This window comes from Pantoea sp. YR525 (assembly GCF_900116775.1).
Classification (GTDB): Bacteria; Pseudomonadota; Gammaproteobacteria; order Enterobacterales; family Enterobacteriaceae; genus Pantoea; species Pantoea symbiotica.
Genome location: NZ_FPBU01000001.1, coordinates 465,468 through 482,036 on the forward strand (window position 1 = coordinate 465,468; position 16,569 = coordinate 482,036).

A 16,569-nucleotide genomic window follows, 5' to 3' on the forward strand; every position below is an offset into this window, starting at 1 on the left:
ACTATTGGAAGATTATGAGTTCAGCAAAACCCGAACGTGAATATTTCCTCGATTCGATTCGCGCATATTTAATGTTATTGGGCGTGCCTTTTCACGTCTCCCTGATTTACTCCACGCAAAAATGGGCCGTGAACAGCCATGACGCCTCGATGTGGTTGACGGTGTTGAATGACTTTATTCACGCTTTCCGCATGCAGGTGTTCTTTGTTATCTCAGGCTATTTTTCCTACATGCTCTACTTACGCTACCAGCCGCAGCGCTGGTTGAAAGTGCGTCTGGAGCGTGTTGGCATCCCGATGTTGACCGCCGTTCCGCTGATCACGCTTCCGCAGTTTTTCATCACCAAAAATCTCACCGATAAAATCGGCAACTGGAGCAGTTTCTCGCTGTACGACAAGTACAACACGTTGATGTGGGAGTTGATTTCGCATCTGTGGTTTTTACTGGTACTGGTGATTTTGACCACGCTGGGTATGGTGGCGTTTCGCTGGCTGAACAAGCAGCAGCGCGGCATCAATTATCAGCAAATTGGCTGGGGTAAACTGACGCTGGCGCTACTGATTTATGCGTTGATTTGGTGCGCCTTCCGCCGCGTGCTGTTTTATTTCGTCCCGGCCGTTTTTGCTGATGGCCTGTTCAGCATTGCCGTGATGCAAATGCTGATGTTCCTGCCATTCTTTATGCTGGGCGCGCTGAGCTGGAAGCATCAGGCGCTGAAGGCGCTGTTTGTACGCTTTAATCCGGTGATGTGCTTTGGCGCTATCGCGGTATTTATCGCCTACAGTCTGAATCAGCGTTACAGCAGCGGTGAAGGTTGGCTGTACGAGATTGATATGATCATTTCGACGCTGATGGGTTTGTGCATGCTAAACGTCTGTTTTAGCTTTGGGCATAAGCTGCTGAACAGTCATTCACCGCGCATCATGTATCTGGTGAATGCTTCGCTGTTTATCTATCTGGTGCACCATCCGCTGACCATATTGTACGGCATCTACATCACGCCGCACATTGGTAGCGACACGCTCGGTTTCTTTGTCGGCTTGCTGATGGTGTTTGGCGTGGCGTTTACGCTGTATGAAATCCACCTGCGCATCCCGCTGCTGCGCTTCCTGTTCTCCGGTAAGCCGCAGCAGCAAAAGAAATAATCGGTTAACGCAGCAGACTCAAGCCATAAATGCCTGGTTTTCCAGGTGCGCATAAATGCGCACCCTACGAAAACCGGGCCCAACTTTTGTAGGGTCACCATTTATGGTGACCGAATTATAACAACCACTCAACCGGCAAACGCCACACCAAACGCACCAGCAAGCGCTGCAGCAGCGTGCACTGCGGTTCGTGTTTATGCACCACTTCGCCCTGCTCGTTCGCAAACTCCACCCAATTGACGCGTCCCCACTTATCCAGGCGCAGCGTCCATGCGCGATCGCGCATCCCGGCAATAAAGCGCTGATGGGTTTGCTGCGCCAGGGTTTCACTCTCAATCACCAAACCCATTTCGGTGTTCAGCATGGCGGAACGCGGATCGAAGTTAAACGAGCCGATAAACACTTTGCGATTGTCGACGGTAAAGGTTTTGGCATGCAAACTGGAACCCGAATTACCGGTGATGCCGCGGTCGTGTGGCGCGCTTTGCGGATTGTCCTGCGGCTTCAATTCATACAACGCGATGCCGTGGCGCAGCAATTTTTTGCGCCAGCGCGCATAACCGGCATGCACCACCGTGACGTCATTCGCCGCCAGCGAATTGGTGAGTATCGCAATCTTCACCCCGCGCCGCTTCAACGCCAGCAGCTGCGCCACGCCAGCACGCGTCGGGACAAAATAGGCCGAGATAATATCGAACTGCTGCTGCGGCGTACCAATCACTTCCAGCATGCGCTGCGGCAGTAAACTGCGGCGTTTTGCTTTGCCAAGCCCTTTACGCGGATCGTCGCTCAGCAGACGCGATTCCGCCCACGTCATCTCCAGCTCGCCCTGCTCCATCTGGCTGATAAACGATGAATGCTCCAGCCGCGCCAGATAGCGCTCTACCGCTTCACTCTGCTGCCACTCTTGCGGCAAGCGCACCGCCTGATGCGCATCGCCGCTCACGTCAACCACCTTGCGCAGCGGCGAAACGGCTTTACTGCGCCAGTAGCGTTCGAAATCCTGTGTCACTTCGTCGACCACCGGACCAATCGCCAGCACATCGAGATCGGTAAACAGCGGCTCATCGCCGGTACCAAAATATTCGTCGCCGATATTGCGCCCGCCCACCAGCGTCGCAGCGCCATCCACCGTCAAACTTTTATTGTGCATACGCCGATTGAGGCGGGAAAAATCGGTGAGATAACCGAGCGCGCGCAAGGTGCGGAACGAGAACGGATTGAACAGACGCACGGCGATATTGGCGTGACGATCGAGTTCCGCCAGCGTTTCATCCAAACCCGGCGTGTTGTTGTCATCCAGCAGCAGTCGCACTTTCACTCCGCGCTCGGCGGCATCCAGCAGCGCGCTAAACAGCAAGCGGCCGGACATGTCGTTGTGCCAAATGTAGTACTGCACATCAATGCTGTGCTGCGCCATGCTCATCATCTGATAGCGCGCAGCAAAAGCGTCCAATCCGTCGTTAAGCGGATGAATGCCGCTCATGCCCGGATGCAGCGCGCAACGCGCCTCAACACTCGGTTTCAGCCCGTTGCCCGAATGTTCCTCAGGCGGCAAAGAAGTTGCTGCTTCACTCATAGTGAATCCCTGAAAGCTGTGGACCTATTATTGTTGGTATCAATGCGCTAACAAGCAATCGGAGGCTTCCTTTTCTGCCCGATGGCGCACCGTCAATTTAGTCTAGACTTAGCCAGGCGTTCTGCATTCTGCATCCGGCGTTCACCGTGAGGAGAGGATTATGACTCAGCAATCCCTGCGCCATCACCCTCAGCTGTTCCGCAGTTTCTTTCAGGGCAGTTTTCCCTGTTCAACCGCCTGTCGCGCAGGCGGACGTCGGCTCGATATGGTGATCAGCAGCGGCCACGACATGCTGCTGGAAAAAGATTATGCCGCGCTGGCGCAAGAAGGTTTGCACACCGCGCGCGATGGCGCTCGCTGGCATCTGATTGAAGCCGTGCCCAACACATATGACTGGCGCACCTTTCTGCCGATGGTGCATGCCGCAGCGCGTCACGACATGCAGATTATCTGGGAGCTGGCGCACTTTGGCTATCCCGATCACCTGGATATCTGGAAAGCCAGCTTTGTCGATCACTTCGAACGCTTCGCCCGCGCGATGGCGCAACTGATGCGCGATGAAGGCATCGAACAGCCCTTTTTCACGCCGATTAACCAAATCTCATTTTGGTCGTGGGCCGGCGCGGACGTTTCCTGGCTCGATCCCTACGCCAGCGATCGCGGTCGCGAGCTGAAGCGCCAACTGGTACGCGCCTCGCTGGCGGCGATGTACGCCATTCGTGAGGTATATCCCAATGCCCGCTTTGTGCTGACCGATCCGCTGGTACAAGTTGCGACAGATCCCGATAATCCCGACAGCAAACCCTACGCCGACGCGCAGCATCAGGCGCAATTTGAGGCCTGGGATTGGATTGGCGGACGCGATGCGCCGGAACTGGGTGGCCGCGCGGATTTCCTCGATATTCTGGGTCTCAATTACTATCCCGACAATCACTGGTTTTTCTCTGGCGAAACCATTCCGCTTGACCATCCGACGCGGCAACCGCTGCACCGTTTATTAATGCAGTGCTGGCAACGCTATCAGCGCCCGATGATTTTGGCTGAAACCGGCGCTGAAGGTGATGCGCGTGCGCCCTGGCTGCGTCACATAAGTGAAGAAGCGCGTCTGGCGCTGGATCACGGTGTGGCGCTGGAAGGAATTTCGCTCTATCCGGTGGTGGAATATCCAGCGTGGGCCGACGATCGGCGTTCACCGGGCGCGCTATTCGGCCTTGGCGATCCCAATGGCAATCGCACCTTGCATGAGGCGCTGGCGCTGGAGTTGCGCAGTCAACAGATTAAGTGGCAGAACTGGCAGACAAAAAGCTAAGACTGTTGCGTGGTGTTGGGTTTTTGCGGACAGGTTTGCACATCAAGTGAAGGATCAGCCGGATGACGTACGTCGGTGAGCCAGGTCATAGTGAAGAGAAATACCACGCCAATTAAACAGGCGGAGAGCAGGCCAATTATGGCGATCAGTTTGTCATCTCTGGATTCCATCGACATCTCCTTGCAGGCTTCCTTTTCCCGGTGCTGACCTTAACTCATCCACAGCGTAATCATCAGGACGAAGATTATAAGCGTAACCGAAGTGACTGCAAGTACCACAATGGCGAAGAGCGCGTCGTCGAGCGGCTGCCGATAAGGTTCGTCGTGGTCGTCTGGTGGTGCAGGTGAACTCATGATGACTCAAAATAATGGCGAGTTTTCGTGCAGGATTGCCGCTCAGAGTGTAATGCAATGTGCTTAAAGTTACAGGATTATTTCTGGCGGAGAAAATAACGGGGCGCAAGCGCCCCGTGAAGAACAGATTAGAAATCGTAGCTCAGTGAAACCTTCACCGTGCGCGGTTCACCCTGAGACAAATAGGTGCCGCTGTCATCGACATTGGCCCAATATTTCTCATTGGTGACGTTATCCACGCCCACGCGCCACACCATATCGTTCTGGTTAACCTTCATGCGGTAACGCAGACCCAAATCCAGCGTGGTGTAATCATCCAGCTTCATGTTGTTTGCCAGATCAGCGTATTGCGAGCCGGTGTAGTTCAGCAATGCCGTGGCAGTCAAACCATCAACTGGCTTGATGTCATACTCCGCACCCAGCGCCGCAGTGAAGCGCGGTACACCAATGGCGTTTTTGCCATTCTGATCGCTGTCACCGGTTTTGGTCATATCCGGATCGATCCAGGTGGCGCTGCTGTTGAGACGCAGGCCCAGCACCGGCTCACCGAATACGTTTAGCTCAACGCCACGGTTACGCTGCTCGCCGTTCAGTTGGTAAACCGAATTGTTCAGCACGCCAACAGGCTGTTTGATTTCAAACAGCGCCAGCGATCCGCCAACGCGACCAAAGTCCGCTTTCACACCCAGTTCGTTCTGCTTGGCATGCACAATGCCGGTCACGCTACCGTAGTTGGTGGCGGTAAACGGCGCGGCGGTGCCCGGCGTCAGCGATTCGGTATGGTTGGCATACAGCGAGATATTTTGCGTGGCTTTATACAGCAAACCGTACGCTGGCAACCAGCGGCTGCTGTCGAAACGTGTCGCCGTATCTTCCGCACCGTCATAACCGTAGTTACGCACCACTACTTTCTGATGACGCGCGCCGACGGTTGCCAGCAAAGTGTCATCAAAGAAGCCCAGCGTATCGCTCAGCAGGTAACCCTGCGAACGTGAACGGTACGTGGTCAGTGGATCGCTGAATTTAGCGCCACCGGCAAACACGCTATCCGGTTCGGCCACATCCTGCGGGTTATAAATGTTCACATTGGCATCGTTGCCCGACGACATGCGATAGCTGTTTTTCGCATTCGCAGTCATCGCCGAATAGCCGAAGTTCACTTTATGCGTCACTGGACCGGTGGTGAAATCACCACGCAGGCCAACCATGCCGCTCATGTTGTCCTGCACGCGATTGGTACGGAAGCGGCCAATGGTCGCGTTACCGGCGCTATCGAGGATCTTCGGAATGCCGTAGTTGCCCACTTCATGGGTGTGCTGCGCGCCGAGGCCCGCATAGGCGGTCCACTGATCGGTCAGATCGTATTCGGCTTTCGCCAGACCAAACTCCGACTCGATATCGCTAAACACCCAATTCTGGCTGTAATTTTTCGAGTTGGATGGCACATCAGGAATGAAATCGATGCCGCTGATGTTGATGCCGTTACGCGCATCGTGGAAGGTCTTTTTCTGGTAGCCGACGTCGAGCGACGTACGCAGACGATCGCCACGATAATCCAGGCCGAGTGACGCAGCGGTGGTGCGTTTCTTCTCGCCATCCACCTCCGTGCCGCCTTCGCGGTTAACCGCATTCAGACGCATACCAAACTGGTTATTGTCGCCAAAACGACGGCCGATATCGGCGGTGCCGCCCACTTGTGAACCGGAAGTGTAATCCACACCGATGCGCGTCAGTGGCGTATCATCAGCGTGCTTCGGCTCAAGGTTAATCATGCCGCCGACGCCGCTTTCCGCCGAACCATTCAGCAAGGCGTTAGCGCCTTTGAAGATTTCCACGCGATCAATCAGCGAGGCATCCATCACCTGACGCGGCACGATACCGGCCAGGCCGCCGTAGGTCATGGCATCGCCGTCCAGCTTGAAACCACGGATGCGATAGCTCTCGGCAAAGTTGCCGTAGCCTTTAAGATTCTGCACGCCAGCATCGTTGCGCACCACATCACCGATGGTTTGCGCCTGTTGGTCCTGAATCATTTTCGAGGTAAAACCGATGACGTTAAACGGCACGTCCATGGCGTTTTGCTCACCCAACATGCCAAGACGGCCGCCGTGCGCAACCTGGCCATCAAGGAACGCCGGTACCAGATCGTCGCCGCCTGGTTTGAAATCGGTTTGTGGTGTCGCGGTTACGGTCAGCGTCTGCTGCTCGTTTTTCGCGTTGGTTTGAGTTGTGGTGTTGGTGGTAGCAGCCATCACTGGCAAACAACCGGCGCTGACCATTACGGCCAACAGCGTCGGTTTCAGTCCGGGATTGAAAGGCATAGCGCGCATGGGATCCCCTAATGCAAACGAAGTGATAATCATTATTATTGCGGTTTGCGATTATGCGCAGTCGTTGCCCGAAAGCAAGAAAAATCCTACTTTCTGCGTTCATATCATGGAGGAGTGGTGCATTAGATACCCTGCCCGGTCTTGTAGGGTCGCCATTCATGGCGACCAATGCTTATCTCTGAAGAAAGGGTTTTGCTTTGAATAGGTAGCGGGTTCTGACACATCTGCTGCGTCACGGGCCGTCCTCGCGCCGCTGGCGCGGTGCCTTCGGCTTCCACGTAGTGCCAACGGACCGTTCGCGGATCGGCCTTCCCTGGCCGACCCCGAACTGCCTCACACATCCATGCGTGAGGCTCCTGGCCCAACGTAAAAGCCTCAGCGCTGCGAATAGCCCTTTTGCCGCAGCAGACGCGCCAGCGCCTTTGGCAACTGTGCCCTTTTCAACAACATGTACCGAAGCTTACGAGTAGGCCGGGTGCGCTTTTGGTCAGGCAATCCGCAGCGCTGAACGAAGCGAGGAAGCCAGGAGAGCCCGCAGGACGCGGGCGAAAGGCGGAGCCGGGACAAGGAAGTCCCGTCTCCGCCGGTCCGTCAGGCAAACGAGCGAAGTGAAGGTACCGCGTAAGCGGCGCGAGGACCGCCGGACCAAAAGCGCATCCGGCATGCGCTCGTCGCGGACTTAACTAACAAGCGCCATTTATGGCGACCTACTATCAGCCATCGCGCCAGCGTTTAAACACCAACGAGGTATTAATACCGCCAAACGCGAAATTATTGGATTGGATATAATCCGTCTCAATCTGGCGCGCTTCGCCGATGATGTAATCAAGTTCACCGCATTCCGCTGCAGGTTGCGACAAATTCAACGTCGGCGCAAACCAGCCTTCGCGCATCATCTCAATGCTCATCCAGGCTTCCAGCGCCCCGCAGGCGCCCAGCGTATGACCAAAGTAGCTTTTCAGCGAAGAGATTGGCGTGCTATTGCCATAAATCGCCGCGGTGGCCTGACTCTCGGCGATATCGCCGCGATCGGTGGCGGTGCCGTGGGCGTTGATGTAGCCAATCTGCTGCGCCGTGACACCGGCGGTTTTCAGCGCACGCTCGATACAAATCTGCATGGTTTCCCGCTGCGGCTGGGTAATATGCGCGGCGTCGCAGTTGGTGTGAAAACCCACCAGCTCCGCGTAAATGGTGGCTCCGCGCGCCTGCGCATGTTCCAGCGATTCGAGAATCAAAGTGCCCGCGCCTTCGCCAATCACTAAACCGTCGCGTTGCTGGTCAAACGGTGCGGGCGAGGTGTGCGGCGCGTCGTTGCGCTGGCTGGTGGCAAACAGCGTGTCAAACACCGCTGCTTCGGACGGACACAACTCTTCCGCGCCACCTGCCACCATCACGCTTTGATAACCGTGGCGAATCGCTTCCCACGCATACCCAATCGCCTGGCTGCCCGACGTACAGGCGCTGGACGTCGGGATCACCCGGCCGCGCAGGCCGAAGAACAGGCCCGCATTGACTGCGGTGGTGTGCGGCATCATCTGCACATAAGTGGTACCGGTGATGTTGTTGGTGTGCTTTTCCGTCAGCATGGTAGCGAACTCACTCACCGGTCCGGTGCTGCCGGTTGAGGAACCGTAGGCAATGCCGGTTTCACCGTTGGTCAGCACCGGATGGTCGATCAAACCGGCCTGTTCCAGCGCGAGTTCGGTCGCGCGCGTTGCCATCAGTGAAACACGGCCCATCGAGCGAATGCGTTTGCGCGTGTAATGCGCGGGCGGCGTGAAGTCGTCCACCGGCGCGCCGAGCAGCGTGTGCAAGCCGTCGTAAACCTGCCATTCCGGCATATGACGCACCGCATTTTTGCCCTGCCTGATCCGCTCAGCCACCGCGCTCCAGCTCTCACCAAAGGCAGTCACGCCGCCCATGCCGGTTACCACTACACGCTGAATCACAGCATACCTCCATTAATTGAAATCACCTGACGCGTGACGTAGCCCGCGATGTCCGACATTAAGTAGCTGGCCAATCCGGCGACTTCATCTGCCGCGCCCATGCGCTTCATCGGAATCAGCTTCATTGCTTCATCAATCACCAGCGGCTCAAGATCGGTCATGCCGGTATCAATTAAGCCAGGGGCGATGCAGTTCACGGTAATTTTGCGTTTCGCCAGCTCAATCGCCAGCGCTTTGGTGGCACCGATGATGCCCGCTTTGGCCGCGCTGTAGTTGACCTGGCCGCGATTGCCCATGATCCCCGATACAGAAGAGAGCGTAATAATGCGTCCGCCCTTGCGCAGGCCAATCATCGGCATCACGCACGGATGAATCACGTTGTAGAAGCTGTCGAGATTGGTGTGAATCACGCTGTCCCACTCATCATCGGTCAGCGCCGGGAACGCCGCATCGCGCGTGATGCCCGCATTGCTCACTACGCCGTAATAGGCGCCGTGCGCGGCAATGTCCTGTTCAAGTGCGTTGCGTGTGGCTTCGCGCTGCGCCACGTCAAACTGCAAGGTGCGTCCACATCCGCCCGCCGCTACAATCTCTGCCAGCGTGTGCGCTGCACCGGCGCTGTCGCGGTGATAATGCACCACAATCTCAAAGCCATCCTGCGCCAGACGCTGTGCAATGGCGCGGCCAATTCCTTTACTTGCGCCGGTCACTAAAACGCTGCGTGTCATGACTGAATTCCTTGTTGCAATTGAATTAACTCGTGTTCATTGGGCTGATAGGTATTCAGCCGCCCACTGGCGATGATCGCCTCACCGCAGCGGATTTCCCCTTCAAAGCTGCCCAATCGGTCGTCACGCATCAGCAGGCGCATTTCAACGCGTAGCATGCTGTTGGCGGCGAAAGCGGCGCTGCTGGCACGATAGCCACGTCCGCCCAGCAGCATGCCGGGACGAATCTCACTGTCGCCGCGCTGACGTGCATGAAATCCCGACCAGACGCCAACGGTCTGCGCCATGATCTCCACGCCGTACCACGCCGGCAAATCGCCCTGCGGCGTGAGAAAGGGTGCCAGCACGCCCGTAGCGTTGATGCTGACTTCGCAGATCACGCTGTCGTCGGTGACCTGGATGACGCGATCCAGCAGCAGCATCGGCGCGCGATGCGGCAGATAGGCATCAACCGGCAGAAAATCACTCATGAGGCTTTCCTACAATCAGGCAGGTATTATTCCCGCCAAAAGCAAACGAATTTGAAGCAATCACCGGACGCGCCAATGGCTGCGGCGCGGTGATCAAACCGCATTCTGGCAGCGAGGTATCGCGTGCCACCTGCGAGAAATCCTGCGGCGGCAGCGGCAGATTCTGCTGCAGAATCAGTGCAGCCAAAGCCGCTTCGGTCGCGCCCGCCGCGCCCAGCGTGTGGCCGGTAAGGTGTTTGGTTGAGCTGCACGGCACGCTATCGCCAAACAGACGATGGATCACCGCCGATTCCACCTGATCGTTCAACGGCGTGGCGGTGCCATGCAGGTTGATGTAACCGACATCCTGCGGCTGTAAATCCGCCTGTTGCAGCGCCATCAGCATAGCGCGCTCGGCACCGACGCCTTCAGGATGCGGTGCCGACATGTGCCACGCGTCCGACGATTCACCGCAGCCGAGCAGCGCTAGCGGCTGCTGTTCGCGCGTCAGCAGCAGCAGCGCGGCAGCTTCGCCAATCGAAATGCCGTCGCGATCGGCGCTAAAAGGCGCGCAGTGACCTTCAGAGAGCGAATCCAGGCTGGCGAAACCGTTAATCGGCATGCGGCTCAGCGAATCCGCGCCGCCCACCAGCGCCACGTCCGCTAATCCGGCATCGATCAAACGTTGGCCGCTGATGATCGCGCGCGCGCTGGAGGAGCAGGCAGTCGAAATGGTGTAAGCCGGACCATCCAGTTCTAAATAGTGCGCCAGGAAGCGCGACGGATCGCCAAGCTCCTGCATGCGGTAATCGTAGCCCGGCAATGCGTCATCCACCTGACGATCGCCTTCATCGACGCCGGAGGTGCTGGTGCCGAGCACAATCGCCACGCGCTCGCGGCCATGTTGTGCGATGGCCGCATCCACTGCCGGGCGTATCTGCGCCAGCGCAGCCAGCAACAGCTGATTGTTGCGGGTGTTATGCGCCGCCAGCGCGGCAGGAATTGGCGGCAACGCGCCCTGCACTTCGCCCAGCCAGCAGCGTTTGCCATCTTGCAGCCAGCCGTCGCGCGGCTGCATGCCCGGCGCTTCACCGGCTTGCAGCTGCGCGGCAATTTGCGCCAGGTTATTGCCCAGCGCATTCACCATGCCAAAAGCGGAGAGGTAGATCATGATGAGGCATCCAGATGTTGGATTTGAATCTGATAGCCAAAGGCGCGTTGGTCGATGCTGATCGGCTCACGCAACTCGCCGCGCTGCAGATAGCGAATCAGCGTCACCACTTTGCCAGAAGGATCGCGCAGCTCGCGGCGATCGTCGATGTCGGTCAACGTCCAGCCACGCGGCAACTGCGGCTGCCATGCGCTGATCGGCCAGTGGCTGAGCATCACATCCGCCAGCACCTGACTGGCGGGCGGCATTTCCGGCAGCGCCATCATCTGCTGCGTGTGAATGCCGTTTTTATCATAGGTGACGCGGAACAGGCGAATGCCAAGCGATGACAAACCGGCGAGGCTCAGCTGTTGCGAATCGGCGCTCAGCAGCACCAGCAGCGACTGGGTTTTGCCCTTGGCGTGGCCGGTCAGCAACTGCTGCTGCTGAAACGCCGGCGAAATGCCCGGCGCTGGCAGCGTGACGCGCACGCCCGGTTTCAGCCACGCGCTCGGTCGATTGAGATCGTTCTGATGCTGCGCGCAGCCGCTGACTAGCAGGCTCAACAGCAGCAAAATGCCCATTTTCATCGTTGCTTCCTTTTCCCCGGAGCCAGCGCCAGCGGCGCCAGCAAGAATGCACAAAAAATCCCGCTGCATAGCACGGTACCAAAACCGCTAATAGCCGCAGTGCTGCTGAACACCAGCATGCCGAGCGTTAACAGCGTGGTCATCATCGCCAGCGTCACCGCCAGCATCGAGGTTAACGGCGTGCCGCGCGAATTGCTGAAAAACAGCGTGTAATTAATGCCGATGCCCAGCACCAGAATCAGCGCCAGCAAGGCAAACAGATTGAGGCTCGCGCCGATCCAGCCCAAGGTCGCCAGCGCCGCCGCCAGCGACAGCCACGACGGCAGCGCGCTGCGCATGCCGGCTTTCACGCCCAGTCGCAGCATGTAGCTGGCGGTAATCAGCAATAACGCCAGCGCCAGCAATCCGCTCAGCAGCGTGCGCCAGAAGCGGAACAGTTCATCATAGCTGGCCTTGCGATCGATCCAGCTGACGCCTGCCTGTTGTGACGCCAGCTGCTGCAGCGCGGCACTGTTTTTAACGCCGCCGATCGGCACCAGCACGCTGCTGCGTCCGTCCGGCAGCGACAACCACAGCAGCCGCCAGCCTTCACTCAGCGGGCTCGCCAGCCAGTCGGCGGCGGTCACCGGCATGGCGCTGAGATTGGCATTCGCTACCGTGATGCCCGCCTGCTTCAATCGTTGCAGAATGGTGGGTGCGGCCTGTTGTAGCAGCGCCACATCCTGCTGCTGCTGCGCCAGCGAACTGAGCGGCAGCACGCGATAACTCGCAAACCAGCCTTGTTGCTGCGCCTGCTGCAGCTTTGGTGCCAGCGTGCTCAGCCGCTGCAGCGCTTGCTGTTCATCATCGCCCCACACCACAAACCAGGTTTGATCGGCCTGCTGACCGGTCAGTTGGGCCAGCTGACGATCCTGCGCTAACAGTTGCGCCGGTGCGCTTTGCAGATGCGCAATATCATCATCGACCTTAAGTTGCAGCATGCCGCTCAGCGCATAGATCGCCACCAGCGCCGGTAAGCCGCGCTTCAGCCAGTTATTGCGCCGCCACGCGGCCAGCCAGCGCGCCAGCCACACCATTGCCGGAATCGGTCGCACCGGTAAACCGCGCACCAGCCACGGATAAAAACAGATCACCGTCAGGCAGGAAGCGCTCAATCCGCTGGCAGCAAACACCGCCAGCTGGCGCAAGCCGGGGAACGGTGCCAGCAGCATCAGCAGCCAGGCAATCGCTGTGGTGCCGAGCGCCAGCAGCAGCGTGCCGCGTACCTTATGCAAACTTTGCCACGGCGTGGCCTGCTCGCCGTGCACCATGCGTTCCGTCAGGTAGTAAAGCGTATAATCGGCCGAGATACCGACAATGCTGAGGCTCATCACTAAGGTTGTGAGGTGCAGCTCACCAAAACAGAGCAGCGTTAGCACCGTGCCCGCCATCGCACCAATCGCCACCGACAGTGCGCACAGCGCCAGCGGCCGCAACGAACGGAAAACCAGCCACACCAGCAGCAGCAATCCCGCTAATGTCGCACTGCCAAGGGTTTCGACATCATGCTGCGCGCGCTGGCTGGCATCGTCGCTAAACAGCACCGTGCCACGCGTCAGTAATTGCGCATCCGGCCAGCGGGTTTTCAGCTGCTGCTCCAGCTGATTGAGCGCGGTCACCAGCTGATGGCTCTCTTTGATACTGAAAGCATTGCTCGCCAGTTCACCGTGCAGGAAATACCAGCGGCGCTGCTGCGCATCGTTGACCGTCAGCCAGCCGTTATGCAGCAGCATTTTGTTGGCACTCTGCTGCATCGCCAGCTGTGCGCCGCGCACCAGCAGCAGCGGATCGTTGCCGATCTCTTTGCTGCCGACGCCCGCGAAGGCCGAGAACAGCTGCGCCAGTATCCAGTCAGCCTGCACGCCGCCGCCGTTCTGCAAGCGCGCGCGCGTGGCCGGATCGATCAAACCGTTGCGATGCTGAAACGCATAGGCGCCCCAACGCTGCATTTGATCGTCATCCAGCGCGCCGCTGACCTGTTTCAGCATCGGCAAGGCTTGCAGCTGCGCTTGCCACCAGGCCGCGACCGCATCGCCGTCTTGATTGTTGGCGCTCACCAGCCACACCAGTTGACGATCGAGGCGCTGCATAAAGCCGTGCTGGATCTCCGCTGGTGCCTGGCCGAGATTCTGCTGCGGCAATAACGCCAGCACGCTGCTGTTCAGCTGGCTGCGCGGCAGCAAAACCGCCAGCGCCAGCGCTAACGTCAGGCACACCGCCAGCCACAGCAGCGCAACGGTTTTCTCACTGCGCTGGGGCAAAACGGGCTCGCTCTTCATCAGTCAATTGTTTAGGTTCGGTGCGAGTAGCGCTTAGGGTGATTTCGGTTTTATCGCCCTGCTTGTCATCCAGCGTGATGCGGTTGAGGAACGCTTCGCCCTGCAGATCGATACGGTTAAAGATCTTATTCAACGGCGCGGCTTTCGGCGTCAGGCCCAGCTGCCAGCGGTTGTTGCCCAAATCGTGGAAATCGAGTTCAAAGTTCTCACGCAGTACCTTTTCATCCGCCTGGAACAGCGCGCGCAACAGATGGTTGAACTGGAACATCTGCGGATTGCTGTCGGCAGTGATCACCTGCGGCGGCTGGCCGCTCATGCTCTGCACCATGCGCTTGTCATCGAGGATCAGCATCAGCGGGAACGGCGTGGCTTGCTGCCACCACAAACCCTGCTGCTGGGCGATCAATAGCTGACCGCGTGACACTAGCGGCTGCGCCATGCCAGCAATGGTGCGCACCTGAACAAAATTGGCGCGGATCACCGGTTGACTGGCGAAACGCTGTTGCAGCTGCTCGAGCGTAACCGCGCTGGCGTTGGCACAGATCACCAGCAGCAGCAAACAAAGGGTTCTGATCACGGTTTCACTCCCAGGCATTCAAACAGAATATCGGGTGAGACAAAACACATCTCCTGCGTGGCCGCATTTACCGCCACTTGCAGCGTGTGTGCTTTGGTGGTCACCTGCCCCGCAGCGTTGCGAATCACATAATCGATGCGTAAACGGTTTTCGTATTCGCTGATACTGGCGGCGACGCGTACCACCTCTTCGCAGCGCAGTGGCTGGCGGTATTTCACGTGGGTATCCACCACCGGCCAGACGTAGCCGCTGGCGGCCATTTCGCCGTAGCTGTAATTAACGCTGCGCAGCAAGGCTTCGCGCGCCACTTCAAAAAAGCGGAAATAGTTGCCGTGCCACACCACGCCCATCGGATCGCAGTCGTGAAACGACACGGTAATTTCCACCTCAGCGCGGTAGTTGCTTTCACTCATCGCGGCTTTTCTCCTCGGGCAACGTCCAGAAATCGTAAAAGTTAAACCAGTCCAGCGGCGCCATCAGCGCGTGCTGTTGTAACCGTTCGGCGTAGCGATCGACCGTGGCTTGTAACGCCTGCTGGCGCTGCGCGCGCGGCAGCGAGAGCGGATTGGCAAAGGCTTCGCAATGCACCCGCAAGCGGCCCTGTTCGCGCAGGGCGAACATCAGCAGCACCGGACAGCGCAACGCTGCCGCCAGCACAAACGGTCCCTGCGGAAACGGTGCGCGCTGGCCCATAAATTCGCTCCACACCACACGACGCTCGCCGCCACGCTGGCGATGCACGGCGGTGCGATCGCCAACAATCGCCACCCATTCACCGGCATCCAGTTTTTGCTGCAGCAGAATGGCGGTATCTGGGCCGATATCGGTGACCGGCATCAGATTCACGCCCGCCTGTGGCGCAATGCTCTCAAGCACCTCGCGGAAGCGCTGCGCGTTGTCGGTAAACACCAATGCATTAATCACCAGTCCGCTGACCTGTTTGGCCATCGCGCGGCAGGCTTCGATATCACCGAGATGCGAGGCGAGAATCAAATGACCTTTGCCTTCGGCGGCGCGAATGGTGGCTTCAGCACCGGGAGCGAAATCAATGTCGCGTCCCCATTGCAGATCGCCGCGCCAGCTGGCGACTTTATCCAGCATGCTGTAGCCGAAACGCAGAAAGTGACGATAGCTGTTGAGCGGCGCAGGCAACGCGATGTTCTGCTGTTGCGCCACCGCCTGCACCCGCGTCAGCCACTGCTGCGAGGCGGCGCGCGCGGTGCGTCCGGTTAGCCAGTAAACCGCCACCACCGGCCACAGCAGCAAGATAAAAGGTAAGCGCCCGGCACGCCGATAGAGCCACAGCATAAAGCGCAAACCGCTCTGACCGCGCCGTTCCGGCGTCGCCGACCAGTGCTGCGCATCGCCACGCTGACGCAGCAATTGCGGGATGCGCGGCAACATGCCGAAGAACAGGCGCGTATGCATCCATGAGATGCGCATGTTGTCACGCAGCGCGTCAAAGTGCGACACGCCGCTGGCCGGATAGGTCACGCGGGTGGTGATAAAACGGCTCGGCGTGCCCTGCCAATAGAGACGCACCATGATTTCGGTATCGAAATCCATGCGCTGACCAATCGGGCGGCGATCGCACAACGCCAGCGACGGTGCGAGCGGATAGACGCGGAAGCCGCACATGCTGTCTTTCAGCGAAAACGACAGCGTTTCGACCCACACCCAGAAATGGGTGATGTAGCGGCCATACAGACGCGATTTGGGAATCGAAGCGTCGTAAAGCGGCTGACCGGAGATCAGGCAGTGCGGATAACGCTGTGCTTCGGCTAGCATACGCGGCGTATCTTCCACCTGATGCTGACCATCGGCATCGAGCTGCAGCGCGTGGCTATAACCCGCCGCCGCCGCCGCGCGCAGGCCGGCAATCACCGCCGCGCCTTTGCCCTGATTATGCGGTAGCGTCAGCACCTGCAACTGCGGCGCATCCAGCGCCGCAATCTGCCTTTTGGTGATGGTATCGCTGCCGTCATCCACTAGAATCACCGGCAAATTAAACGGTGCCAGCCGCGCCAGCACCGACGCCAGCATCGCGCCGTGGTTATAGCAGGGAATTAATACGCAAGGCATGAAGTCAGGG

At 58.4% G+C, this 16,569-nt stretch carries 14 protein-coding genes; 2 read left to right on the forward strand and 12 right to left on the reverse strand.

The window, feature by feature from the left end:
* Positions 1-14 precede the first annotated feature (14 nt).
* Positions 15-1,145, forward strand: coding sequence for a glucans biosynthesis protein MdoC (gene mdoC, locus BM323_RS02150; RefSeq protein ID WP_008103142.1), 1,131 nt, complete (start codon positions 15-17; stop codon positions 1,143-1,145).
* Between the two features lie 115 nt (positions 1,146-1,260).
* Here mdoC and BM323_RS02155 read toward each other — a convergent pair whose 3' ends face one another.
* Entirely contained in the window at positions 1,261-2,724 is a 1,464-nt protein-coding gene (locus BM323_RS02155) for a phospholipase D-like domain-containing protein (protein WP_008103144.1), read from the reverse strand.
* Positions 2,725-2,884: 160 nt separating this feature from the next.
* Here BM323_RS02155 and BM323_RS02160 point away from each other — a divergent pair, with 160 nt between their 5' ends.
* Positions 2,885-4,033 (forward strand): hypothetical protein, encoded by a 1,149-nt coding sequence (locus BM323_RS02160; RefSeq protein WP_008103147.1) that lies wholly within the window; start codon positions 2,885-2,887, stop codon positions 4,031-4,033.
* Here BM323_RS02160 and BM323_RS24450 read toward each other — a convergent pair.
* The 11 genes from BM323_RS24450 to BM323_RS02215 all read right to left on the reverse strand — a co-directional run bounded on the left by BM323_RS24450 (position 4,030) and on the right by BM323_RS02215 (position 16,559).
* A complete protein-coding gene (locus tag BM323_RS24450) occupies positions 4,030-4,203 on the reverse strand; it encodes a hypothetical protein (RefSeq protein ID WP_008103149.1) in 174 nt (57 codons plus the stop codon). The genes BM323_RS02160 and BM323_RS24450 overlap by 4 nt on opposite strands.
* A gap of 311 nt (positions 4,204-4,514) precedes the next feature.
* Positions 4,515-6,716: a TonB-dependent receptor gene (locus BM323_RS02165; RefSeq protein WP_008103152.1), complete on the reverse strand. Its 2,202-nt coding sequence runs from the start codon at positions 6,714-6,716 to the stop codon at positions 4,515-4,517.
* A 713-nt stretch (positions 6,717-7,429) separates the two neighbouring features.
* Positions 7,430-8,665: a beta-ketoacyl-ACP synthase gene (locus tag BM323_RS02175; protein ID WP_008102269.1), complete on the reverse strand. Its 1,236-nt coding sequence runs from the start codon at positions 8,663-8,665 to the stop codon at positions 7,430-7,432.
* On the reverse strand, positions 8,662-9,393 hold the full coding sequence (locus tag BM323_RS02180) for a 3-ketoacyl-ACP reductase FabG2 (protein WP_008102271.1): 732 nt from the start codon (positions 9,391-9,393) through the stop codon (positions 8,662-8,664). The genes BM323_RS02175 and BM323_RS02180 overlap by 4 nt, the downstream gene beginning before the upstream one ends.
* Positions 9,390-9,863, reverse strand: coding sequence for a hotdog family protein (locus BM323_RS02185; protein ID WP_008102273.1), 474 nt, complete (start codon positions 9,861-9,863; stop codon positions 9,390-9,392). The genes BM323_RS02180 and BM323_RS02185 overlap by 4 nt, the downstream gene beginning before the upstream one ends.
* Positions 9,856-11,013, reverse strand: coding sequence for a beta-ketoacyl-[acyl-carrier-protein] synthase family protein (locus BM323_RS02190; protein WP_008102275.1), 1,158 nt, complete (start codon positions 11,011-11,013; stop codon positions 9,856-9,858). The genes BM323_RS02185 and BM323_RS02190 overlap by 8 nt, the downstream gene beginning before the upstream one ends.
* A complete protein-coding gene (locus BM323_RS02195; RefSeq protein ID WP_008102277.1) occupies positions 11,010-11,582 on the reverse strand; it encodes a DUF3261 domain-containing protein in 573 nt (190 codons plus the stop codon). Before BM323_RS02195 ends, BM323_RS02190 begins: the two co-directional genes overlap by 4 nt.
* On the reverse strand, positions 11,579-13,900 hold the full coding sequence (locus BM323_RS02200; protein WP_008102279.1) for an MMPL family transporter: 2,322 nt from the start codon (positions 13,898-13,900) through the stop codon (positions 11,579-11,581). The genes BM323_RS02195 and BM323_RS02200 overlap by 4 nt, the downstream gene beginning before the upstream one ends.
* Positions 13,866-14,474, reverse strand: a complete 609-nt coding sequence (locus BM323_RS02205) for an outer membrane lipoprotein carrier protein LolA (RefSeq protein WP_370463588.1) — start codon at positions 14,472-14,474, stop codon at positions 13,866-13,868. The genes BM323_RS02200 and BM323_RS02205 overlap by 35 nt, the downstream gene beginning before the upstream one ends.
* Positions 14,474-14,890, reverse strand: coding sequence for an acyl-CoA thioesterase (locus BM323_RS02210; protein ID WP_008102284.1), 417 nt, complete (start codon positions 14,888-14,890; stop codon positions 14,474-14,476). The genes BM323_RS02205 and BM323_RS02210 overlap by 1 nt, the downstream gene beginning before the upstream one ends.
* Positions 14,883-16,559 (reverse strand): glycosyltransferase family 2 protein, encoded by a 1,677-nt coding sequence (locus BM323_RS02215; protein WP_371515146.1) that lies wholly within the window; start codon positions 16,557-16,559, stop codon positions 14,883-14,885. Before BM323_RS02215 ends, BM323_RS02210 begins: the two co-directional genes overlap by 8 nt.
* Positions 16,560-16,569: the final 10 nt, after the last annotated feature.